The organism is Acidovorax sp. KPB24-03, from assembly GCF_057546605.1.
Genome location: NZ_BAAJYR010000025.1, coordinates 1 through 23,674 on the forward strand (window position 1 = coordinate 1; position 23,674 = coordinate 23,674).

At 65.1% G+C, this 23,674-nt stretch carries 18 protein-coding genes and 2 pseudogenes; 7 read left to right on the forward strand and 13 right to left on the reverse strand.

All coding sequences use genetic code 11. The annotated features are described in order from the left end of the window. Positions 1-288: pseudogene (locus tag AC27KI_RS05925) on the reverse strand (GNAT family N-acetyltransferase); the annotation flags it as partial. Continuing rightward, positions 288-1,664, reverse strand: coding sequence for an aspartate aminotransferase family protein (locus tag AC27KI_RS05930; protein ID WP_487113020.1), 1,377 nt, complete (start codon positions 1,662-1,664; stop codon positions 288-290). The pseudogene AC27KI_RS05925 and the gene AC27KI_RS05930, both read right to left, overlap by 1 nt. 346 nt (positions 1,665-2,010) lie before the next feature. Between AC27KI_RS05930 and AC27KI_RS05935 the strand changes: the two genes are divergently transcribed. The 5 genes from AC27KI_RS05935 to AC27KI_RS05955 all read left to right on the forward strand — a co-directional run bounded on the left by AC27KI_RS05935 (position 2,011) and on the right by AC27KI_RS05955 (position 5,652). Beyond that, positions 2,011-2,490 (forward strand): hypothetical protein, encoded by a 480-nt coding sequence (locus tag AC27KI_RS05935; RefSeq protein WP_487113022.1) that lies wholly within the window; start codon positions 2,011-2,013, stop codon positions 2,488-2,490. A gap of 238 nt (positions 2,491-2,728) precedes the next feature. Further along, a complete protein-coding gene (locus tag AC27KI_RS05940) occupies positions 2,729-3,553 on the forward strand; it encodes a hypothetical protein (protein WP_487113024.1) in 825 nt (274 codons plus the stop codon). Between the two features lie 124 nt (positions 3,554-3,677). Then, positions 3,678-4,109 carry an STM2901 family protein gene (locus AC27KI_RS05945; protein WP_487113026.1) on the forward strand — a complete coding sequence of 144 codons (432 nt, stop codon included), beginning with the start codon at positions 3,678-3,680 and terminating at the stop codon, positions 4,107-4,109. Next, positions 4,109-4,477 (forward strand): DUF1493 family protein, encoded by a 369-nt coding sequence (locus AC27KI_RS05950; protein WP_487113028.1) that lies wholly within the window; start codon positions 4,109-4,111, stop codon positions 4,475-4,477. Before AC27KI_RS05945 ends, AC27KI_RS05950 begins: the two co-directional genes overlap by 1 nt. A 125-nt stretch (positions 4,478-4,602) precedes the next feature. Continuing rightward, entirely contained in the window at positions 4,603-5,652 is a 1,050-nt protein-coding gene (locus AC27KI_RS05955; protein WP_487113030.1) for an LLM class flavin-dependent oxidoreductase, read from the forward strand. A 108-nt stretch (positions 5,653-5,760) separates the two neighbouring features. On the opposite strand, the pseudogene uvrA reads toward AC27KI_RS05955, so the two are convergent. Beyond that, positions 5,761-11,610 (reverse strand): annotated as a pseudogene (gene uvrA / locus AC27KI_RS05960) (excinuclease ABC subunit UvrA). 237 nt (positions 11,611-11,847) lie between these two features. On the opposite strand from uvrA, the gene AC27KI_RS05965 reads away from it, so the two are divergent. Together AC27KI_RS05965 and AC27KI_RS05970 are read left to right on the forward strand one after the other, a co-directional pair. After that, positions 11,848-12,948: an ABC transporter substrate-binding protein gene (locus AC27KI_RS05965; protein ID WP_272569813.1), complete on the forward strand. Its 1,101-nt coding sequence runs from the start codon at positions 11,848-11,850 to the stop codon at positions 12,946-12,948. Between the two features lie 190 nt (positions 12,949-13,138). Next, the gene (locus AC27KI_RS05970) at positions 13,139-14,248 is read left to right on the forward strand and encodes an ABC transporter substrate-binding protein (protein WP_487089351.1); all 1,110 of its coding nucleotides are present in this window, start codon (positions 13,139-13,141) and stop codon (positions 14,246-14,248) included. Positions 14,249-14,349: 101 nt separating this feature from the next. Here AC27KI_RS05970 and AC27KI_RS05975 read toward each other — a convergent pair whose 3' ends face one another. From AC27KI_RS05975 to AC27KI_RS06020, 10 genes are all read right to left on the reverse strand, one after another. Further along, positions 14,350-14,550 carry a hypothetical protein gene (locus AC27KI_RS05975; RefSeq protein WP_284404718.1) on the reverse strand — a complete coding sequence of 67 codons (201 nt, stop codon included), beginning with the start codon at positions 14,548-14,550 and terminating at the stop codon, positions 14,350-14,352. A gap of 121 nt (positions 14,551-14,671) precedes the next feature. Then, entirely contained in the window at positions 14,672-15,634 is a 963-nt protein-coding gene (locus AC27KI_RS05980) for a porin (protein ID WP_272565303.1), read from the reverse strand. Positions 15,635-15,875: 241 nt separating this feature from the next. Next, positions 15,876-17,534 carry an MFS transporter gene (locus AC27KI_RS05985; protein ID WP_284404716.1) on the reverse strand — a complete coding sequence of 553 codons (1,659 nt, stop codon included), beginning with the start codon at positions 17,532-17,534 and terminating at the stop codon, positions 15,876-15,878. Between the two features lie 387 nt (positions 17,535-17,921). Further along, on the reverse strand, positions 17,922-18,572 hold the full coding sequence (locus AC27KI_RS05990) for a 2-hydroxychromene-2-carboxylate isomerase (protein ID WP_284429637.1): 651 nt from the start codon (positions 18,570-18,572) through the stop codon (positions 17,922-17,924). Beyond that, positions 18,569-18,844, reverse strand: coding sequence for a DUF1289 domain-containing protein (locus tag AC27KI_RS05995; RefSeq protein ID WP_284429636.1), 276 nt, complete (start codon positions 18,842-18,844; stop codon positions 18,569-18,571). Before AC27KI_RS05995 ends, AC27KI_RS05990 begins: the two co-directional genes overlap by 4 nt. Next, positions 18,841-19,347 (reverse strand): YbaK/EbsC family protein, encoded by a 507-nt coding sequence (locus tag AC27KI_RS06000; protein ID WP_487113033.1) that lies wholly within the window; start codon positions 19,345-19,347, stop codon positions 18,841-18,843. Before AC27KI_RS06000 ends, AC27KI_RS05995 begins: the two co-directional genes overlap by 4 nt. An 81-nt stretch (positions 19,348-19,428) precedes the next feature. Then, on the reverse strand, positions 19,429-20,838 hold the full coding sequence (locus AC27KI_RS06005) for a M20 family metallopeptidase (protein ID WP_487113035.1): 1,410 nt from the start codon (positions 20,836-20,838) through the stop codon (positions 19,429-19,431). A gap of 54 nt (positions 20,839-20,892) precedes the next feature. Further along, positions 20,893-21,744: an ATP-binding cassette domain-containing protein gene (locus AC27KI_RS06010; RefSeq protein WP_284404706.1), complete on the reverse strand. Its 852-nt coding sequence runs from the start codon at positions 21,742-21,744 to the stop codon at positions 20,893-20,895. Beyond that, a complete protein-coding gene (locus tag AC27KI_RS06015; RefSeq protein ID WP_284414009.1) occupies positions 21,741-22,727 on the reverse strand; it encodes an ABC transporter ATP-binding protein in 987 nt (328 codons plus the stop codon). The genes AC27KI_RS06010 and AC27KI_RS06015 overlap by 4 nt, the downstream gene beginning before the upstream one ends. 13 nt (positions 22,728-22,740) lie before the next feature. Beyond that, a complete protein-coding gene (locus tag AC27KI_RS06020) occupies positions 22,741-23,658 on the reverse strand; it encodes an ABC transporter permease (protein WP_272565313.1) in 918 nt (305 codons plus the stop codon). Positions 23,659-23,674: the final 16 nt, after the last annotated feature.

Below are 23,674 nucleotides of genomic sequence, written 5' to 3' on the forward strand. Positions count from 1 at the left end.
GGCCTGCGCCAGGGCCTCGGGCGCGGTGCCATCCGCGGGCAGCGGCGCGTATTCGGTCACCGTGGTGCCCACGAACCCCGTGGCCACCCGCAGCCAGCGGGACCAGCGCGCGAACAGCGGCAGCGCCCGCACCCGGGCCTTGAGGGCATCGTCCGCCGTGGTGAGCAGGTCCAGCGGCGCCGCGAAGGCCGGCGCCGGCAGGCCCTGCAGCACCGTGAAGCCTTGCGGCGGGTGCGCCGCGAAGTGCCCGGCCAGCGCCTGCGGCTCGAGCGCGTTGCGCCAGGGCATCAGCTGCGCTTGGCGCGCGTCAGGAGCTGCTCCAGCAGCACCAGGGCCTCGTCGATCTCGGGGCGCGTGATCATGAGCGACGGCGCCAGCGTGATGACGTTCTTGTAGTAGCCGCCCACGTCCAGCACCAGGCCGCGCTTCTGGCCTTGGTATTCGAGATTGCCTTCCAGGCCGATGTCCACCATCTTGTCCAGCAGCGCGCGGTTGGGCGTGAAGCCGTCCTCGGTGCAGATCTCGGCCCGCAGCGCCAGCCCCAGGCCGTCGACGTCGCCGATCTCCTTGTGGCGCTTTTGCAGGTCCTTGAGGCCTTCCAGGAAGTAGGCGCCGCTGTCGCGCACCTGGGCGCCGAAGTCCATCTCGTGCGTCATCTTCATCACCTCCAGGCCGAGCGCCGTGCCCAGCGGGTTGGAGGCGAAGGTGGAGTGCGTCGAGCCCGGCGGGAAGATCGTGGGGTTGATCAGCTCCTCGCGCGCCCAGAGGCCGGACAGCGCGTTCAGACCGTTGGTCAGCGCCTTGGCGAACACCAGCACGTCGGGCTTCACGCCGAAGTTCTCGACCGACCACAGCGTGCCGGTGCGCCAGAAACCCATCTGGATCTCATCGACCACCAGCAGCACGCCGTGCTCGTCCAGCACCTTCTTGAGGCCCTTGAAGAAATTGGCCGGTGGCACCACGTAGCCGCCCGTGCCCTGGATGGGCTCGACGTAGAAGGCCGCATATTCGCACTGGCGCGTCTTGGGGTCCCACACGGCGTGGTACTCGTTCTCGAACTTGCGCGCGAACTCCTGCACCAGCGATTCGGAGTATTCCTCGGCCGTCATGCCCTTGGGGCGGCGGAAGGGATAGGGAAACGGCAGGAACTGCGCGCGGTCGCCGAAGTGGCCGAAGCGGCGGCGGTAGCGGTAGCTGGAGGTGATGCTGGAGGCGCCCAGCGTGCGGCCGTGGTAGCCACCCTCGAAGGCGAACATCAGGCTCTTGCCGCCGCTGGCGTTGCGCACCACCTTGAGCGAATCCTCGATGGCCTGCGCGCCTCCCACGTTGAAGTGCACGCGGCCCGCGTTGCCCCACTTGGCTTCGGCGTCCTGGGCGATGAACTTCGCCAGCTCGATCTTCGTGGGGTGCAGGTACTGGCTGGCCACCTGCGGCAGGGTCTGCAGCTGGCGGATCATGACCTCTTCCAGCCGCTTGTTCCTGTAGCCGAAGTTCACGGCCGAGTACCACATCTGCAGGTCGAGGTAGGGCGTTCCCTCGGCGTCGTACATGTAGCTGCCGTCGCAGCCGTCGAAGATCTTGGGCGGGTTGACGTAGTGAACGGTGTCGCCGAAGGAGCAGTACTTTGCTTCGTCGGCCAGCAGTTGGGCGTTGTCTTGGCTCATGTCGGAAGGGGCTCCAAAGGTTTGGCTTGCATGCCTTGGCATCCCGCAACGGGCTTGGCCTTCAGCATCTGCAGCGCAGTCTGGCCCCCCAACCTTGACCGTCTATCGAGCGTTTGTGTGCAAATCGTGGAGCGTCACCGGCTTCCCATCGCGGCTGTTGATTTCGCCGGTGACTGGGCCAGTGGATGCCTATGCGCCCACAAGGACTACCTCGTTCACAAGACATGAGCAGCCTTGATATTACGTACTTTTTTGTTACGAAAAAGCAATTGACGGTGGACATCTCAATAACAATAATTCCACCCTTCAGAAAGTTGATCCAATCAACTTCAGATAAGGGAGGAAAATGAAAATCAAGTATCTGCTTTATCCGTCCATTACTTTTTTCGGGTTGGCACATTCACCTGTTGGACTAACGAATGAGCCGGCTCTGCCAGATGTGACCGTGGTAGCCAGTCCAGATCCATTCACCGGCTTTTATAACAGCCCAGGCTATTATGGAACTGTCGTTTTAGGAGACAGCATCGACATCATGGCTCAGATGTCCGCCATTGAAAGTGGGACGAGTGTATGCGTCGCAAGGGTGAGTTCAGGCGCTAAAAGCACGACAAAAAACTCGGATGTGACAAATCGCTGGCTGGCGGCCCAAGAGGTATTCAATGACATGACAAATCTTGGAACGCTGGATGCCTACCGAGATTTCGCCAGGGATTTTAAAATCTCGATGAATGGGGTCACATACAATGGCTTTACTGTTTCGTACGCAGATGGCAGCAGAGAAACCTGGGCGATCAATCCAGGCTACAAATACTCTTCCATCAATTGATAGACACTCCATTTCCTGACTCCATCAACATCAACAAGCCGACCCACCGCAAATGCAATCAAGGATGACGAGCATGCAAAAAAAATAGAAAAAAGGCTCGCAGTAATTTCAGCCATCGGTATCGCTGCAGTGGTCGGTGTTTTAATGGTGAGCAAGCCAACCCCAAAAAACGCACGCCCTTCCACTGAAAATGTGATACAGAACACTGGCGGTTCGCATTTGAACGTTGCTCCGAGCCTTGACGGAGCAAAACAAAACCCTGACGAAGCCTCATCGAAAAAAAACGGCCTTATCCGCTCCAATTTTGGACCGCTACAACGGATCCAAAGATCTCCGCGAGTTCGTCCTGTACGCGTTGCAACACCCCGAGCGCGGTGGCACTTATTACGCAGCGCAAGCGTTGTCCCAATGCAAAAGTATCGTCGCAGGAAAATACTTTAAACAAGTACAAACGCCCTACAGCATCGGAAAGAACGATGAAAAATATGGCGCCATTTCCAAAGCGACCGATATTTTGCGGGCCCGATGCAGCAACTTCATCGCGGATGAATTGTCTGATAGCAGAATTTCTGAAGTCAAATCCAACGGCCTGCGGGACAAAGACCCCTTGCTGCTCGCAGAAAAAGCTTTTCTAGAAAAAACCACCGGCCTCAGCAAAAGCAATGAGGAGCAAAAGCAAAATCGAAAAGCCGCATTGACCCAACTGCTGGCAACCCAAGATCCAATGGTGATCGAAGATATCGGGCCACGCATCGCGCTGCAAGCCGATCCCGACACGGGCACGCGTGGATACAAATTCAATGGCCATTTCTACCCACTCACCTCCGATACCGATGTGGGTCTTGCCATCTACCTGCTGCCTTGTGGTTTGGGTTTGAATTGCGATTCAACCGAATTCGACGTAGTCAATCGATGCGCATCCGGTGTCGAATGCTCCGACAGCAGGATGGATTACGTCAAAAATATGCTGCGAGAAAAGCCCGGCGCTTACGAAAAGGTCATGCAGGTTTATGAGGGCATGATCAACGCGATTGCACGGGAGAGCGTTTCGTCATTTCTTTGAAATGGATCGGTTGATCGTGTAGATCAACAGGAAAATTTTAAAAATGCTTCCTCGAGCATTTGACTCTGTAATCAGAAAAGAAAATTCCAGATAGTGAGCAGCTTTATATAAAAAGGAGGTTACATTGAGCTATACATATGCTTTCGGAATTCATGAACAACTGGAACCTCAGGAACTATTCTTTCTGGTCTTTGTCGACACCGCGGCACGGCACTTCGGCGTAGAAGACGTTACAGCATTGGGGGCTATTATTGCTGGCTACCCTATGCTTCCCACCAGAGGAAAATTCGCCGGCGCTACAAAAGGAACATCTATTGCTTCTGTTGTATCAAGAAAAGCTCTTCCATTTGAACTGAAATACAAAATCCTTCCCACAATCACCTGGAAGAGCATGCTTCAATTAAAAGTATTGTTTGTCAAGAATATAGGCACATTTGTAGGACGATCTATTCCAGTGATTGGAGTTGTTATGCTCGCTTATGACGCTTACAGAATTTCCACAGAGTCTGTACGTGCTTACAATGCAATTGCAAAAGAAGATGATAGGATTTTTTAATGAAAAGACATCTTATCGAAGAAATAGAGGATTTCGCCAGAAAGGAATCTGGAATTTTCCCGAGCAAAACCATAAATCAACTCACGACAATTGAGGACGATCTACAAATTACAGGAGACGACGCAGTTGATTTCATGGAAAAGTTTTTTGAAAAATTCGAAGTAGATTATGCAACCTTCGATTTCCATAGATACTTTAACGGGGAGGGATTAAATCCATTCAAAATGCTGTTACTACCCTTTCCCGGTTTTCGAGCGAAGCTAAGAAAAGAGGCAATGAAAGTTCCACTTACATTGGAAATGCTCGCCAGAGCCGTTGAATTAAAGAGATGGGACGCTGCAAAAATTGAAGGGCGAAATGCGGAATGAGCTAAATCGCCCGAAGGACGTGCGATGAGCCAGATATGGATGACCATCGCGATTACACGGGAGAGCGTTTTTCATTCCTTTGATTCACAACCATTCCACTACGCTTTCTACAAACTTCCCTATACATGTACGACTCCCTCCTCACGCCTGAACGATCTTCTGAAAAGATTCCGACTCTATATAGGCCTCTCAAAACCACCATAAAACCCTGGATCTTCGAACAGCTGAACACTTCCGCCGATCCCGCTGCGTCAGCCCATTGCCGCGACGCATTTCAAGAAGAGTTCGCGTGGCGCCTCAAACTGTGGACCGAAGCCGAGCATCTTGGCTTTCACGGAATATTCTTCAGTGAACACCACTTCAGCGGTGCCCGGATTTCCCCTGCTCCTGGCATCCTTGCCGCCGCCCTCGCAGCCAGAACGCGAACTTTGCGCATCGGCATCTTGGGCTGGGTACTGCCCCTTTGGCACCCGTGGCGTTTTTTGGAAGAGGTGGGCATGTTGGACCACCTGAGCGGGGGAAGACTGGAAGTCGGCGTTGCCCGTGGTTCCAACCCGCTGGAAGCGCATGCCGTCGGCATTGCCCAAAAGGACATCGCTCCCATGTTCGATGAAGCGCTGGAAATTCTGGACAAGGCATGGAGCCATCCGACGCTATCGCACCATGGCCAATATTGGTCGTTCGATCAATTGCCCGTGCTGCCAAGGCCGCTTCAGCGGCCCGGCCCGCCGGTGTGGGCCACGATCCGCAGCAATGCTTCGGCGCAAGAAGTGGCGCAACGCGGGTACAAGGCGTGCACCGGCTTCTTGGCGACGCCGCAAATCAAAGAACTCTTCGACAACTACCGGAGTGCGTGGGCCGAGAACGGGCATACCTGCCACCCTGAGCAATTGGCGATCCGCCGTTGCATCTTCGTCGCCCGGAGCGCTTCAGAGGCCAACGAACATGCCCTGGCAGCGCAAGCGCAGATGCCATCCATCCTGGGGGACGACATCATTGCGGGCACCCCCTCCGAAGTGAGTGAGCAAATCGTTGAACAAGCGAGGGTGACGGGTGCCGCCAACATCGTCGGATTCTTTGCGGGAAACCGAGAAGACCGGGCCTCTTTTGAAAATTCTTACCGGCTTTTCGGCACCCAAGTCATTCCCACACTGCAGCGCACGTCCATGGGTTGAAGGCGTTCGGGCACTGCGCATCGGCTTGGCGCGCCTCTCCGAATGCATGGGGGAGACCTTGGGGAAGTCCACCTAGGGTCCCATGCGTTGCGCTCTACAACCAGCTCCCTATGGCCGCGCCAGCACCGGCCCCAGGGCCTTGCCCGTGTGCGTGCCCAGACGCACCACCTCTTCCGGCGCGGCGGCCGCGACGATGCGCCCCCCTTCCCGGCCGCCTTCCGGCCCCAGGTCGAGGATCCAGTCGGCCTCGGCGATCACGTCCAGATCGTGCTCGATGACCACCACGCTGTGCCCGCCGTCCACCAGCCGGTGCAGCACCTGGATGAGCTTGTGCACGTCGGCCATGTGCAGGCCCACCGTGGGCTCGTCCAGCACATAGAGCGTGTGCGGCGCCTTCTGGCCGCGGCGGCGACCTCGTCGCGCACCTTGGTCAGCTCGGTCACCAGCTTGATGCGCTGCGCCTCGCCGCCCGACAGCGTGGGGCTGGGCTGGCCCAGCGTGAGGTAGCCCAGGCCCACGTCCTTGAGCAGTTGCAGGGGGTGCGCGATGCCGGGCATGCTGGCGAAGAACTCCACCGCCTCGTCCACCTCCATCTGCAGCACGTCGCCGATGCTCTTGCCGCGCCAGGTGACGGCCAGCGTCTCGGGGTTGAAGCGCGCGCCGTGGCAGGTCTCGCAGGGCACCTTCACGTCGGGCAGGAAGCTCATGGCGATGGTGCGGATGCCCTGGCCTTCGCAGCTGGGGCAGCGCCCTTCGCCGGTGTTGAAGCTGAACCGCCCGGCCGCATAGCCGCGCGCCTTGGCCTCCAGCGTTTCGGCGAACAGCTTGCGGATGGTGTCCCAGAAGCCGATGTACGTGGCGGGGCAGCTGCGCGGCGTCTTGCCGATGGGGGTCTGGTCCACCTCCAGCACGCGGTCCACCGTCTCGAAGCCCGACAGGCCGCTGCAGCCCACGAGGGGCGGCGCCTTGCCGGCGTCCATCGCATCGCGCCCGGCCTTGGTGGAGCGCTGCTGCACCCAGGCCTGCACGTTGGCCAGCAGCACGTCGCGCGCCAGGGTCGATTTGCCCGAGCCGCTCACGCCGGTCACGGCCACCAGGCGGTTCAGCGGCACGCTGGCCGTCACGCGCTGCAGGTTGTGCAGGTGCGCGCCGCGCACGGTCAGCCAGTGCTCCGGCTCGGCAGTTTCGGCCTCTTTTTGGCCGGATGCCCTAGTACTTTCTGCCTTGTTAGCTATCAAAATAGCAGCGTCCGAGCGGGCAATGTGCACGGGCGGCACCACCGGGCGACGGGCTTTGAGCGGGTGCCGCATGGCATGCAGCAGGTAGCGGCCGGTCTGCGAATCCTCGGCGGCCTGCACGTCGGCCACGCTGCCCTGCGCCACCAGGCGCCCGCCGCGCTTGCCGGCGCTCGGGCCGATGTCGATGATGTGGTCGGCGCGGCGGATGGTGTCCTCGTCGTGCTCCACCACCACCAGCGTGTTGCCCTTGTCGCCCAGCTTGTGCAGCGCGTTCAGCAGGATCTGGTTGTCTCGCGCGTGCAGCCCGATGGTGGGCTCGTCCAGCACGTAGCACACGCCCTGCAGGTTGCTGCCCAGCTGCGCCGCCAGGCGGATGCGCTGCGCCTCTCCGCCCGAGAGCGTGGGCGCGCCCCGGTCCAGCGTGAGGTAGCCCAGGCCCACCTCTTCCAGGAATTCGAGCCGGCTCTGGATCTCGGGGATCAGGTCGCGCGCGATGTCGGCCTCGCGCTGGCTCAAGGCCGCGCCCTGCTGCAGCGCCTCGATCCACTGCCGGATGTCGGTGACCGACAGAGCGGCGATGTCGGCGATGCCCACGCCCGCACGGCCGGCGGCGGCGTTCTCGCCGAAGCGCACGGCGCGGGCCGTGGCGTTCAGCCGCGTGCCCTGGCAGGTGGGGCAGGCCACGTCGGCCACGTCCTCGGCCTCGGGCTCGGCGAAGGTCTGCTCACGGCCCTTTTCCTTGTCGTCCTGCACCGAGTCGTCGAACACCTTGCGCTGCTCGCGGGTGAGCTTGACGCCCGTGCCCACGCAGTCCGGGCACCAGCCGTGCTTGCTGTTGTAGGAGAACAGGCGCGGGTCCAGCTCGGCATAGCTGGTGGCGCACACGGGGCAGGCGCGCTTGGTGGAGAACGCCTGCAGCGCCCCGATGTGCGCGGTGGCGGTGCCGGCCACCATGGCGTCCTTCAGGCCATCGAGCTGGCTCAGCACGTAGACCACGCCCTTGCCCAGTTCCAGCGCGCGCGCCAGCGACGAGCGCAGCAACCCCTCGTTCTCGGGTGACACGTCCAGGCTGGCCACGGGCAGCTCGATGGTGTGCTCCTTGAAGCGGTCGATGCGCGGAAAGCCCGTGGTGGGCAGGAAGTGCCCGTCCACCCGCAGGTGGGTATAGCCGCGCGGGCGCGCCCAGTCGGCCAGCTCGGTGTAGACGCCCTTGCGGTTCATCACCAGCGGCGCCAGCAGGCCGATGTGCTGGCCCTTGAAGTGGCGCAGCAGCTGCGCGGCGATGCTGTCGGGCGTCTGCGGCTGCACGGCGGCGCCGTCGTGGATGCAGTGCTGCACGCCCAGCTTGACGTACAGCAGGCGCAGGAAATGCCACACCTCGGTGGTGGTGCCCACCGTGCTCTTGCGCCCGCCGCGCGACAGGCGCTGCTCGATCGCCACCGTGGGCGGAATGCCGTACACCGCATCCACCTCGGGCCGGCCCGCCGGCTGCACGATGGAGCGCGCATAGGCGTTCAGCGATTCGAGGTAGCGGCGCTGCCCTTCGTTGAACAAAATGTCGAACGCCAGCGTCGACTTGCCCGAGCCCGACACACCGGTGATCACGTTGAACTGGCCGCGCGGAATGTCCACGCTCAGGTTCTTGAGGTTGTGCTCCTTGGCGTTGACGATTTCGATGGCGTTTTTTGGCCGCCGGCGCATGTTCCGCTAGGGCACGCTGCTTCTCTTTTCGTAGCACCGCAGCCTTCTCGTGCACCGAGTGGCCGCCCGCGCCCAGGGCCTGCTCGTACTCGCGCAGCGCGGCGCCCGTGTGCGAGGTGGGGTGCTGGCGCACGTCCTCGGGCGTGCCCTCGGCCACCAGCAGGCCGCCGCCGTCGCCGCCCTCGGGGCCGAGGTCGATGAGCCAGTCGCTGGCACGGATCACGTCCAGGTTGTGCTCGATGACGACCAGCGAATGCCCGGCGTCCAGCAGCTTGCGCAGCGCCCGCATGAGCTTGGCGATGTCGTCGAAATGCAGGCCCGTGGTGGGCTCGTCGAACAGGAACAGCGTGCCCTTGCGCGCCAGCGGCTGGCGCGATTTGCTTTCCACGCGTGCCGCTTCCGCGAGGAAACCCGCCAGCTTCAGGCGCTGGGCCTCGCCGCCCGACAGCGTGGGCACGGGCTGGCCCAGCTTCACGTATTCCAGCCCCACGTCCACGATGGGCTGCAGCGCGCGGATCACGTCGCGGTCGGCAGCGAACAGGGCGGCCGCCTCGCTCACCGTGAGGTCGAGCACGTCGGCCACGTTGAAGGAGCGGCCACCGCGCTCGATGGTCACCTCCAGGATCTCCGGCCGGTAGCGCTTGCCGTCGCAGTCGGGGCAGCGCAGGTACACGTCCGACAGGAACTGCATCTCCACGTGCTCGAACCCCGAGCCGCCGCAGGTCGGGCAGCGCCCGTCGCCCGAATTGAAGCTGAACTTGGCCGCGGTGTAGCTGCGCTGGCGCGACAGCGGCGCCACGGCGAACAGCTCGCGGATCGCGTCCCACGCGCCCACGTAGCTCACCGGGTTGGAGCGCGCGGTCTTGCCGATGGGCGACTGGTCCACGAACACGACCTCGCCCAGGTGGTCCGCGCCCAGCAGGCGGTCGTGCGCGCCGGGCGTCTCCGTCGCCTTGCCGAAGTGGCGCAGCAGCGCGGGGGCCAGTACGTCCTGGATCAGGCTCGACTTGCCCGAGCCGCTCACGCCGGTCACGGTGACCAGGCGCTGCAGCGGGAACTCCACCGACACGTTCTGCAGGTTGTGCTCGCGCGCACCTTCCAGGATCAGGCGCGGCGTGGCCTCCGTCACGCGGCGCTGGTAGCCCATGCCGATCTGCTTGGTGCCGGCCAGGTACTGGCCGGTGAGCGTGTCGGCGCGGCGCAGCTCGCCCGTGGTGCCGTCGAACACGATGGAGCCGCCGCGCTCGCCCGGGCCGGGGCCCATGTCGATCACGCGGTCGGCCGCCAGCATGACGGCCGGGTCGTGCTCCACCACCACCAGCGTATTGCCCGCATCGCGCAGGCGCAGCATGGCCTCGGTGATGCGGTGCATGTCGCGCGGGTGCAGGCCGATGCTGGGCTCGTCCAGCACGAACAGCGTGTTCACCAGCGAGGTGCCCAGCGCCGTGGTCAGGTTGATGCGCTGCACCTCGCCGCCGCTGAGCGTGCGGCTTTGCCGGTCCAGCGTGAGGTAGCCGATGCCCACGTCGCACAGGTATTTGAGGCGCGTGGTGATCTCTTCATGCAGCAGCTTGAGCGCCTGCGCGTCGCCCCCGGCCGCAGCATCGCCCTCGGGCAGTTCCATGCGGTCGAAGAAGCGCCGCAGCCGGTCGATGGGCAGCAGCATCAGGTCGTGCAGGCACAGGCCGGGCAGCGCTTCGAGCTGCGCGCGGCTCCACTGCACGCCCTGGGGCATGAAGCGGCGGGCCGGGTCGATCGCGATGTCGGCGTCCTCCTTGCTGCCCACGCGCCACAGCAGGCTCTCGGTCTTCAAGCGCGCGCCGCCGCAGGTGGGGCACGGCGTATAGCTGCGGTACTTGGACAGCAGCACGCGGATGTGCATCTTGTAGGCCTTGCTCTCCAGGTACTCGAAGAAGCGCTTGATGCCGTACCACTGCTTGTTCCACTGCCCGTCCTTGTAGCCGGGCGCGCCGCCGATGACCCATTGCTTCTGGTCCTCGGTGAGCTTGTACCAGGGCGTGTCGCGCGGGATGCCGGCGGTCTCGGCATGCCGCATGAGGTCGTCCTGCGCCTCCTTCCACGCCGGCGTCTGGATGGTCTTGATCGCGCCCGCGCGCAGCGTGAGCTTCTCGTTGGGGATCACGAGCCCGTAGTCCACGCCGATCACGCGGCCGAAGCCGCGGCAGGTGTCGCACGCGCCCACGGCGGAGTTGAACGAGAACATCGACGGGATCGGCTCGCTGTAGCGCAGGTCGCTGTCGGGGCAGTGCAGCCCGGTGGAAAACCGCCACAGTTCCGGCTCGCCGTCGTCCACCAGCCGGTACACGTTCAGCCGCCCGGTGCCGCGCTTGATCGCCACCTCGATGGCCTCCACCACCCGCGCCTTCTCGGCATTGCCCAGGCGGAACCGGTCGGCCACCACATCGAGCAGCTTGCGGGGCCCGGTGGGCGTTGCGACCTCGCGCTCGGCCTGGACCTTGGTGAAGCCGCTGGCGGACAGCCACTGCTCGACCTGCTCGGGCGAGGTGTTGGCGGGCAGCTCGACGGGGAAGGTCAGCACCACGCGCGGGTCGCCGGCTTCGGCGCAGCGGCGCTGCAGCTCGGCGTAGATGGTCTCGGGCGAATCGTGGCGCACCGGCTGCGCGGTCTGCCGGTCGAACAGCTGGCCGGCGCGGGCGAAGAGCAGCTTCAGGTGGTCGTTCAGCTCGGTCATCGTGCCGACCGTGGAGCGGCTGGAGCGCACCGGGTTGGTCTGGTCGATGGCGATGGCGGGCGGCACGCCCTCCACCTTGTCCACGGCGGGCTTGTCCATGCGGTCGAGGAACTGGCGCGCATAGGCGCTGAAGGTTTCCACGTAGCGGCGCTGGCCCTCGGCGTAGAGGGTGTCGAACACCAGGCTGGATTTGCCCGAACCGCTGGGGCCCGTCACCACCGTCAACTCACCCGTGCGGATGTCCAGATCGAGGTTTTTGAGGTTGTGCTGGCGTGCACCGTGGATGCGGATCAATCCCTGGGTCATCGGGGGTCTTTCGGGTAGGGGAGGCGGAGCATTCTAGGGACGGCTTCCGCGCGCGGAAGGTAGGGCGTTTTCCCATATCGGGGCAAGGCCGCCGTTGGCAACCGCCCGCGGCATGGAAAAGGCCTTCGACCCAGGGTGTTACCTATTGTCACGAATCGCCAACTTCGGCAAGGTGGCGCCCAGGCAGAGGGCTTTCCTCGGCAACCCCTCACGGATTGGAGACACACCATGGCATTCATGCGCAACACCGGCGCCGCACTGGTCCTGGCCGCCTTGCTGTCGGCGGCCCAGGCACAGATTCTCATCGGCCAGACCGCCGGATTCTCGGGCGCGGTGGCCTCGGGCGTGCAGGAGACGACCGAGGGCGCCAAGCTGTACCTGGACGCCGTCAACGGCCGGGGCGGGGTCCACGGGCAGAAGGTGGAGCTGGTCTCGCTGGACGACAAGTTCGATCCGCAACTGTCCGTCGCCAATGCCCGCAAGCTGATCGAGGAGCAGAACGTCTCCGCCCTCTTCCTCACGCGCGGCACGCCCCACACCGAGGCCATCATTCCGCTGCTGGACAAGCACGGCGTGGCCCTGGTCGGACCCTCCACCGGCGCCATGGTGCTGCACAAGCCGGTGCGCAAGAACGTCTTCAACGTGCGCGCCACCTACCAGCGCGAAGCCGAAAAGGCGATCTCCCACCTGGTGTCCATGGGCATCACGCGGATCGCCGTGGTGCAGGCGGACGACAGCTTCGGGGCCGACGGCATGGTCGGCGCGCAAAAGGGGCTGGAAGCCGCCAAGCTCAAGGCCGTGCTGCAGGAAAAGTTCGACCGCTCCAAGCCGGACTTTGCGCCCATCGCACCCAAGATCGTGCAGTCGCAGGCCCAGGCCGTGCTGATGATCGCCTCGGGCACCGCCGTGGCCGAAGGCTATGCGGCATTTCGCGCCGCCGGATCGGGCGCGCAGATGGTCACGCTGTCCAACAACGCCTCCGCCGGCTTTGCCAAAAGCCTGGGCGCCAACGCCCGCGGTGTGATCGTCACCCAGGTGTTCCCCAACGAACGGGCCATGAACTTCCCCCTGGTGCGCGAGGCACAGGACCTCGCCAAGGCCCAGGGCAAGGAAATCAGCCCCGCCATGCTGGAAGGCTATGCCGCCGCGAAGGTCCTGGTCGAAGGCCTGCGCCGCGCCGGCCCCAAGCCCTCCCGCGACCGCATCCAGGCGGCCCTGGAAGGGCTGCAGAAGTTCGACCTGGGCGGGCTGGAGGTCAGCTACAGCCCCGAGGACCACACCGGCCTGGACTTCGCCGACCTGTCTATCATCGGAACCGACGGAAAATTCCGCCGCTGAAGGCCCGGGCAGCATGCCCGGGCGGCCGCAGTGGCCCGGCCCATCCGGGGGATATGAGGGAAGCCGCGGCCATCGCCTCGGCACGATCCTCGTACCTTTGGGTTACGTTCTTTCCTGAGAAGCGCTATCGCCGGACATGCCGGGGCCGGAGCGAGTCCGGCACGCCCCTCCATCCTTTGACCAGAGAGCTATGAGAACCCTCCAGAAAATCAGCGCGGGCGTGGCCTTGACGGCGCTGCTGTCGGCCGCGCAGGCGCAGATCCTCATCGGACAGACTGCCGGTTTTTCCGGCACGGTGGCCGCAGGGGTGCAGGAAACCACCGACGGCGCCAAGCTGTACCTGGACGCCATCAATGCGCGGGGTGGCATCCACGGGCAGAAAATCCAGCTCATCTCGCTGGACGATAAGCTCGACCCCCAACTGGCCGCGGCCAATGCCCGCAAGCTGATCGAAGAGCAGAACGTCTCCGCTCTCTTTCTCACGCGCGGCACGCCGCCCACCGAGGCCGTCATCCCGCTGTTGGACAAATACGGCGTGGCGCTGGTCGGCCCCTCCACCGGTGCCATGGTGCTGCACCGGCCCGTGCGCCGGAACGTCTTCAACGTGCGGGCGCCCTACCAGCGCGAAGCCGAGAAGGCCATCGCGCACCTGGCATCCACCGGCATCACCAAGATCGCCGTGGTCCATGCGGACGACAGCTTCGGCGCGGACGGCCTGGTCGGCGCGCAAAAGGGGCTGGACACCGCCAAGCTCAAAGCCGTGCTGCTGGAGAAAATCGACCGCACCAAGCCCGATTTCGGAGCCCTCGTGCCCAAGATCGCGCAGTCGCAGGCCCAGGCCGTGCTGATGATCGCCTCCAGCACCGCCGTGGCCGAAGGCTACGCGGCCCTGCGCGCCGCAGGATCCACGGCCCAGGTGGCCACGCTGTCCAACAATGCCTCCGCGGGTTTCGCCAAAAGCCTGGGAGCCAACGCCCGCGGTGTGATCGTCACCCAGGTGTTCCCCAATGAGCGCGCCGTGAACGTGCCGCTCGTGAGCGAAGCGCAGGGCCTCGCCAAGAGCCGGGGCAAGGAAGTCAGCCCCGCCATGCTGGAAGGTTTCGCGGCCGCCAAGGTGCTGGTCGAAGGCCTGCGCCGCGCCGGCCCCAAGCCCACCCGGGAGCGGATCCATGCCGCGCTGGAAGGCTTGCAGAAAGTCGATCTGGGCGGCCTGGAGGTGAGCTACGGCCCCGACGACCACACCGGGCTGGACTTTGCCGAACTGTCCATCCTCGGCGCGGACGGGAAATTCCGCCGCTGAGGGGCTGAAAACCTCGCTTTCGCCCGCCCGACCGTCTGCGCTCGGCAAAAAAGCCCGCATCAGCGGGCTTCTTCACGTCTGCATCGGGCAGCCGCCTGTTTTCAGGAAGCGCTGCTGGCTCCCGAGGCGGGCACCGCGGGCGCCGATGCGGGGCTGCTGGCTGCGGGGGCCGCCGTTTCAGGCACATGCACGGCATCGGCCCCGTGCTTTTCACCGCTCATGTCCACTTTGTCTCCGGCTTTCATGATGACGAAGAGCGACAGCGCTGCGAACAGAACGAAGCCCACGACAATTTTCCACATACCTATCTCCTTTTTAGTGAAACGAACGGCTGAAAAAAAGCCCCACACCCCTTTCGGGATGTGAGGCTCGGATCGTCTGGAACACGGGTTGGCAGCCGGGGCCGCCGACCCGCGTCAACCATCAGAATGCGTGGCGAACGCCCACGGCCACGGAGCTGAAGTCAGCGCCGGCGATGCCCGTCATGTAAGCGGCGTTGCGGCTGTTGTTCACCTTCGTGTAGTAGCCGTACACCTTGGTGCGCTTGCTCAGGTTGTAGTTGTAGCCCAGCGTGTATTGCGTAGCGGCGCTGTCAGCCACGTTCTTGTACTTGCCGGCACGGCCCACGTTCACGTGGAATTCAGAAGCGCCCATCAGGTAGGCACCCGACAGACGGAACGTGTTGCGCTTGCCGCCATTCAGGACGTATGCGTCTTCGTCACGTTGGTAGTAACCGCCGAACATGAACGAACCCATCGTGTACAGGCCGCGCAGTGCGAACTGGTTCACGTCGCCTTGCTTGCTGTAGCCAGCGCCCAGGGCCAGAGCGCCCAGGTTGTAGTTGGCAGCCAGGTCATAGGCATTCTTCACGCCGACAGCTTGCTCGTGCAGCGCCACGGCGCCTTCGACGGTCAGGCCGCCGAAATCGGGCGTGCGGTAGGAAATCTTGTTGGCATCGGGCATCACGTAGGCGTAGAACGCATCGGACGACGAACCGGTGTCGTGGTTGTGCAGGCTGACGTAGTCGGCCGTGGCGTAGTAGGACTCAGCCGTGAAGCGGCCCAGGCGCAGGGCGCCGAAACCACCCGACAGGTTCACTTCGCTTTGACGGGCGAAGAAGCCACGTGCATCGGAAGAACCGGTGTCGGAAGCGAAGCCGCTTTCCAGTTGGAAGCCAGCCTTCAGGCCACCGCCGAGGTCTTCCACGCCCTTGAAGCCGAAACGCGAAGCGTTGTTGAACAGACCGGTGGTCTTGGTGTCGCCCACTTCTTGGCGTTCCACCGTGGTGTTCACACGGCCATACAGCGTGACGCTGCTTTGGGCGAAGGCAGCGGTGCTACCCAGGAGAGCCAGCACAGCCAGTGCCAAACGATTCGTCTTTTGCATGTGATTTCCTTGAATGCTTTTATCCGTCAGATGGTGTGGTAGGCACTGCAGAGCGGGTGGCCGCCGGGCGTTGGTGCAACTACTTACGAAATTCTAGGGGGTGGCGCCTCAATACCACCCCCAAAAGTCATTTTCATAACAGCCTTGATGCATCGCCACCACACTTTGGCGTTTTTTGCCAACACATGCAGCCCTTTTCCATGCTGCGGGCCCCGGATTCCCGGGCGCCCGCGCGGTTCCATCAGTCGTTGGCGTAGATGTCCACGTCCTTGGTTTCGCGGATGAACAGCGTGCCGATCACCGCCGTGGCGCCCGCGATGATGATGGGGTACCACAGGCCGTTGTACATGTTGCCGGTCTGCGCCACGATGGCGAACGAGGTGGTGGGCAGCAGGCCACCGAACCAGCCATTGCCGATGTGGTAGGGCAGGCTCATCGATGTGTAGCGGATGCGGGTGGGGAACATTTCCACCAGCATGGCGGCGATGGGGCCGTACACCATGGTCACCAGCAGCACGAGGTAGGTCAGCAGGGCGACCATCATCCCCTTGTTCATCTTGGCGGGGTCGGCCTTCGTGGGGTAGCCATCGGCCTTGAGCGTGTCGGCCACCGTTTTCTTGAACTCCGCATCCTTGGCCTTGACCTGGTCGGCGGGCAGGCCCTTGGCGCTGTAGCTCGCGATGGTGGTGGCGCCAATCTTGATCACGGCAGGCGTGCCGGCTGGCGCGACTTCATTGTCATAACTCACCGAACCGGCGGCCAGCACCTGTTTGGCGATGTCGCACGAACTCGTGAACTTGGACGTGCCCGTGGGGTTGAACTGGAACGAGCACTCGGCAGGATCGGCAACGATCACCACCTTGTTCTTGGCCTGCGCGGCGGCGAGGTCGGGATTGGCCGCTTCGGTCAGTGCCTTGAACACCGGGAAGTACGTCAGCACGGCGAGCACGCAGCCCAGCATGATGATGGGCTTGCGGCCGATCTTGTCCGACAGCGAACCGAAAACGATGAAAAACGGTGTGCCGATCAGCAGCGCGGCAGCGATCATCAGGTTGGCCGTGACGGCGTCCACCTTCAGCTGCTGCGTGAGGAAGAACAGCGCATAGAACTGCCCCGTGTACCAGACCACGGCCTGGCCGGCGGTCAGGCCGATCAGCGCGAGGATCACGATCTTGAGGTTCTTCCACTCGCCGAACGACTCCGACAAAGGCGCCTTGGAGGTCTTGCCTTCGGCCTTCATCTTCTGGAAGGCGGGCGATTCCGACAGCGACAACCGGATCCACACCGAAATGCCCAGCAGCAGGATGGACACCAGGAACGGAATGCGCCAGCCCCAATCACCGAACTGCTGCTCGCCCATCACGGTGCGGGTGCCCAGAATGACCAACAGCGACAGGAACAGGCCCAGCGTGGCGGTGGTCTGGATCCACGAGGTGTAGGCGCCGCGCTTGCCCTGGGGCGCGTGCTCGGCCACATAGGTGGCGGCCCCGCCGTACTCGCCACCGAGGGCCAGGCCCTGCAGCATGCGCAGCGCGATCAGGATCACCGGCGCGGCCACGCCGATGCTGGCGTAGGTCGGCAGGATGCCCACGATGAACGTGGACAGGCCCATGATCAGGATGGTGACGAGAAAGGTGTACTTGCGCCCGATCATGTCGCCCAGGCGGCCGAACACCAGTGCGCCGAAAGGCCGCACGATGAACCCGGCCGCGAAGGCCAGCAGCGCGAAGATGAAGGCCGAGCCCGCATCCAGGCCGCTGAAGAACTGCTTGGCGATGATGGCCGCAAGCGAGCCGTACAGGTAGAAGTCATACCACTCGAACACGGTGCCCAGCGACGAGGCGAAGATGACTTTTCTCTCTTCCGGCGACATGGGCCGGGATGCAACATTGGTAGCCATGGTGCTTGTCTCCATTGGTGGTCGGATGGATGCGGAAATGCACGGTGCGATGGGGTTTCCGGGCACTCGTCGCAGCCTGGGTCGCAATATCGGACGTGCATCTGACCAAACACTGACAAGCGCCGTTGGCTTGCCAGCACCCTGGACTGACTGCCAACTGACAAACTCCGGGCCAACCCTGTATTCGCATTTCTCGATGCGGTAAATCGGGGGTAAAACAGCGGTGCAGCCCATCTAACGGGCCACGGAGGCCACCACGACGCACCGCCGCGCCGCGGGAAAACCCTGCCGAGGACTAACCCTGAAAGGACGGGAACTCCAGGGAAATCAGCCGCGTCAGCGCAATAGCGTGAGTCCGCTTGGCGCTTGCCGCCGGGTCCGGCGGGATCAGGCGGCGGCTGGCGGCAAGCTGGAGGGCAGCGCCTCGGCACGGCCCCACGCGGGGCCTTCGAACCAGGGATCGCCGCTCAGGCAGGCCCGCAGCATGGGCAGGCTGTCCAGCCCCCAGAACAGGCGGCCTTCCACGTCGAACGCCGGCACGCCGAACACACCACGCTGCGCCGCCGCGTCGGTGTTGGCGCGCAACAGGGCCTTGGCGGTGGCGCCTGCGGGATCCGGGCGCACCTGCTGCGTGAGTGCCTCGGCCAGCGCCTGCAGCCGCGCGGGGTCGTTGGCATCGTGCCCGCCCAGCCACACGTGGCGCAGCACCGTGCCGGCCACGAAACGGTTGATGGCGCCGTCCTCGCTGCAGGCCAGCGACTGGCGCAGCAGCGGCAATGGGTTGAACGGGTGCTGGGCCGGCATGGCCAGGCCCGTGCCGAGCGAATGGCCCAGCCATTCGGCATGGCGGTAGGTCCACAGCCGCTTGGCCGGAATGCCCGCCGGGCCGGGGTTGCCGTGGCGCTGCAGCAGCGCGCCCAGCAGCACGGGCCGGTACTCGACGCTGTAGCTCAGTCCTTCCAGGGCCTTCGGCAACTGCTCGAACGCCAGCCAGGCATAGGGCGAGACGAAGTCCAGGTAGAAGGTGATGTGCTTCACGGCAGGTCCGGGAAAGGGGATGGCGGGGGAAACTCGAAACCCGCGCGCTGCGCGAGGCGGGCCCAGATCGCGCGGCGTTCAGCATCATCCGCGCCCGACCATGCGCGGATCTCGTCCAGCGTGCGAAAGCAGCCGTCGCAGGAGGCGCCATCGGCGGACAGGCGGCACACCGAGATGCACGGCGAGGGCACGCCGTCCGTGCTGGCCTCGTCGAAATAGCCTCCCGCGCTCAACAGCATTGCGCGGTTAGCTATTGATTCAATATCACTCATGATTCGGTCGGCGCTTGCACCACATCAACCACCGGCGCGCTGGTGAGCTTTTCCAGATCCTGCGGGCGCAGCGCGAACACGCTGTGCGGGTGGCCGGCCGCGGCCCAGATCTCCTCGAAGCGGAACAGCTCGCGGTCGATCAGCGTGACCGGCGGCGTGGCGTGGCCCACGGGGGACACCCCGCCGATCGAGAAGCCCGTGCGCGCCTTGACGAACTCGGCATCGGCCCGGCCGATCTTGCCGATGTGGGCCTCGACCTTCTTCTCATCCACGCGCCGGTCGCCCGAGGTGACGACCAGCACGGCCGCATCGTCGCTCTTGCGCCGGAAGATGATGCTCTTGGCCACCTGGCCGACCAGGATGCCCAGGCCATCGGCCGCCTGCTGGGCGGTGCGCGCCGCGTCGTCGAGCATGCGCGGCATGTGCGGATGGCCCAGCGATTGCAGCGTGGCGGCGACGCGCTGGACGCCTTCGGGAAGGGGAATGAGTTCGGCTGCGCACATGGGTGTCTCAAGGCCGGAAGGCCGGTGGTCCAAAGCCGTGAATCTTAGCGATGGCCGCCGGCGCGCGCAGCCCTTCGGTGTTCAAGCCGCCGCGCGATCCTGGTGCACCCCGGGCCCCTGCTCCGCCAGATCCCAGAACAGGCCGGCCATGATCTGCAGCGATTCGCGCGTGACGTCCGCCAGGATGTGCTCGTTGGGCGCGTGCTGCGAGCACGCCGGATACGAGTGCGGCACCCACAGCGTGGGCAGGCCCAGGGTCTCGGAGAACACATCGTTGGGCAGCGAGCCGCCCAGGTTGGGGAGCAGCGCCGGGCGCCGGCCGGTGGAGCGCTCGATGGAGGCCAGGCCCCAGCGCACCCAGGCATCGTCCGGGTCCAGCCGGGTGGCGGCCATGTGCACGTCGGTGCCACGCACTTCCACGTCGGTGAAGCCGCGGGCCCGCAGGTGCTCGCGGATGTGGTCCAGGAACGCCGTGGGGTCGGAGCCCACCACGTAGCGCATGTGGCAGTGCGCGCGCGCCTCGGCGGGAATGGCATGCACCGGCATGGCCGGGTTGCCGGTGGTGAAGGCCAGCACCTCCAGGCTGTTCCAGCCGATCACGCGCTCGGACGGGGTCAGGCCGGGCTCGCCCCAGTCCGGGTCGATCTCGGGGTCGTCCGGGCCACCGCCCACGTCGATGTCGCGCAGCGCCTCGCGCACGCTGGCGGGCAGCTCGGTGGGGCGCAGGCCCGGCACCTGGATGCGGCCGCGCTCGTCCACCAGGCTGGCGATGGCATGCGCCAGCCGGATGCCCGGGTTGCGCAGCAGGCCGCCCCAGTTGCCTGAGTGGTGGCCACCGTCGCGCAGCTTCACGTGCAGGTCGAAATTGAAGACGCCGCGCGACCCCAGGAACAGGGTGGCGCGCGAGGCGGACACCCGGGGCCCGTCGGAGGCGATGAACAGGTCGGCCGCGAGCGCATCGCGCTCGTTCGCGCACACCGCGTTCAGGCCTGGCGAGCCGTCCTCCTCGCCCATCTCCAGGATGATCTTGACGTTGTAGCCCAGGCGGCCGCCTCGCACCGCCAGCACCTGCTCCAGCGCGGTGAGGTTGATGGTGTGCTGGCCCTTGTTGTCGGCTGTGCCGCGGCCATACCAGCGGTTGCCCTCCACCACGATGTCCCACGGCTGGAGGCCCGCGCGCCATTGCGCGTCGTAGCCGCGCACCACGTCGCCATGGCCGTAGGTCAGCAGCGTGAAGGCCGCGCCCTCCTCGGCGCGCTCGGCCAGCAGGAAGGGGCTCTTGCCCGGCACCGGGTTGTCCACCACACGGCAGGCAAAGCCCAGCGCCTGCAGCTGCGGCACCATTTCCTCGGTCAGGTAGGCGTGCAGGATGGGGCCGCTGGCGGCGTCCTGGCTTTCGGTGCGGAAGGCGACCCGGCGCGCCAGCGTCTGCTGAAAGCGCCCGTCATCGAAGCAGGCCAGCGTCTGGGCAATGGCTTGGTCACGGCTCATGGAAAAGGTCCTCGGGTGGGGTGGGTGGAGTGAATGGAAGGTGCGTATGGCCGCTCAGGCCACGGCCGCACGCTCGATGTCGGGAATGCCCAGGCCCGGCTCGGGCGTGAGCGCGGAGGCCAGCAGCCGGCGGGTGTAGGCGTGTTCGGGCCGGGCGAAGATCTGCTCGCGCGTGCCCAGTTCCACGATGGCGCCGCGGTACATCACGGCCACGCGGTCCACCAGGTGCTCGACCACGCCCAGGTCGTGGCTGATGAACAGGTAGGTCAGGCCGAACTCGGCCTTGAGGTCGAGCAGCAGGTTCAGGATCTGCGCCTGCACCGACACGTCGAGCGCCGAGGTCGGTTCGTCGCAGATCAGGATGTCGGGCCGCAGCACCAGCGCCCGCGCGATGGCCACGCGCTGGCGCTGCCCGCCCGACAGCTGGTTGGGGTACTGCGCATGGGTGCGCTCGGGCATGCCGACCAGATCGAGCATCTCGCGCACGCGCCGGCGCTGCTCCACGGCCGTGCCCACCTGGTGCAGGCGCAGCGGCACGCCGACGATGTCGGCCACGGTGCGGCGCGGGTTGAGCGATGAGTACGGGTCCTGGAAGATGGGCTGGATGCGCCGCGCCAGCGCGCGGCGCTGACGCGGATCGATCTCCTTGCCATCGACCAGCACGCTGCCCGAGCTGGGCGGCAGCAGGCCCAGCAGCATCTTGGCGAGCGTGCTCTTGCCGCAGCCGGATTCGCCGACCAAGCCCAGCGTTTCGCCCTTGCGAACGCGCAGCGAGACGTCATTCACCGCGTGGATCTCGCCGGGCGCGCGGAACAGTCCGCGCTTCAGGCGGAAGCTGCGGTGCAGCGCGCACAACTCCAGCGCGATGTCGCTGCCAGGTGCCGGGGGTAGGGGCTTGGGGGTCATGCGGCCTCCGCCAGGGGATGGGCCTGCACGCAGCGGACCGCGTGGTGGGCATCCACCGCCACATAGGGCGGCGTATGCGCGCAGGCCGGTTGCGCGTGCGCGCAGCGGTTGGAAAAAGCGCAGCCCTGGACGGTGCCGACCAGGCTGGGCACCACGCCGGGAATGGCCTGCAGCCGGCTGCCCGGCAGCGTCTTGCCGCGCACGGGAATGCAGTTGAGCAGGCCCTGCGTGTAGGGGTGCGTGGGCCGCGCGAACAGCTCGCCCACCGGCGCGGTCTCGATCACCTCGCCCGCATACATCACCGCGACGCGGTCGGCGATGCGCGCCACCACGCCCAGATCGTGGGTGATGAAGACCACGGCCGTGCCGAACTCCTGCTGCAGCTCGCGCAGCAGCCGCAGGATCTGCGCCTGGATGGTCACGTCCAGCGCGGTCGTGGGCTCGTCGGCAATGATGAGGTCGGGCTCGCACATCAGCGCCATGGCGATCATCACGCGCTGGCGCAGGCCGCCCGAGAGCTGGTGCGGGTACTGGCGCAGGCGCTCGGGCGCCTGCGGCACGCCCGCCCGCTCCAGCAGGTACACGGCCCGCTCGCGCGCCTGGGCCATGCTCACCTTGCGGTGCGCGCGCAGCGCCTCGCACAGCTGGTCGCCCAGCGTGTACGACGGGTTGAGCGAGGTCATCGGCTCCTGGAAGATCATCGCCATGCGGGCGCCGCGCAGCGCCGCCATGCCGCGCTCGGGCAGGCCCTGCAGCTCGGCACCGTCGAAGCGGATGTGGTCGGCCGTGCGCACCGCCTTGCGCGGCAGCAGGCCCATGAGCGCGAGCGAGGTCATCGACTTGCCGCAGCCCGATTCGCCCACCAGGCAGAGCAGTTCGCCGCGGTTCACATGGAAGTCAATGCCGCGCACCGCGTGCAGCATGCCGCGCTCGGTGGGCAGGTCCACGCGCAGGTTCTTCACGTCCAGCAAAGGGGTGGTCATGGGTCTTTGCCTTTCAGTTCCGGCCATCGGGGGCCGTGAGATCGCGGATGCCGTCGCCCACCAGATTGATGGCCAGCACCAGCACGGCCAGCACCACGCCGGGGATCAGGATCACCCAGGGCTGGAAGAACATGTAGGCCTTGCCCTCGGCCACCATCAGGCCCCACGACGGCGTGGGCGGCTGCACGCCCAGGCCCAGGAACGACAGGGTCGATTCGAGCAGGATGGCGTGTGCCATCTCCAGTGTGGCGACCACGGTGAGAGCGCTCATCAGGTTGGGCAGCAGCTCGCGCACCAGGATGTACGGCGTGGATGCGCCCAGCGCCTTGGCCGCCGCGATGAACTCGGCATCGCGCAACTGCTGCGTGGCAGAGCGGGTCACGATGGCGAAGCGGTCCCACAGCAGCAGGCCCAGCAGCACGATCACCACCTGCAGCGAGCCGCCCACGAGCGAGGCCATGGCCAGCGCCACCAGCACCACCGGCATGGCCAGGCGCGTGGTGATGATGTAGCTGATGACCGCATCCACCCGGCCGCCGAAGTAGCCGGCCAGCACGCCCAGCGTGGTACCGATGGCCCCGGCGATGAGCGCCGTGACCACACCGATCAGCAGCGACACGCGGGCGCCGTAGATGAGGCGGCTCAGGTAGTCGCGGCCGAGCTTGTCGGTGCCCAGCACGTGCTCCCAGCTGCCCTTGGCATGCCAGACGGGCGGAATGAGGCGCTGGGTCACATCCTGCGCGTAGGGATCGTGCGGGCTGATCCAGGGGGCGAGCAGCGCGGCCACCAGGGCCAGCACGAGCACGATGGCGCCGAGCACCAGGCCGCGCTGGCCCAGCACGCGGCGCAGCCAGCGGCGCCAGGCCGGTGGCGACGGCAGGGCCAGGGTGGCCGCCGCGCCGGGGGAGGAAAGGGTGGTGGAAGCGTTCATGGCAGTCTCCGGTGCG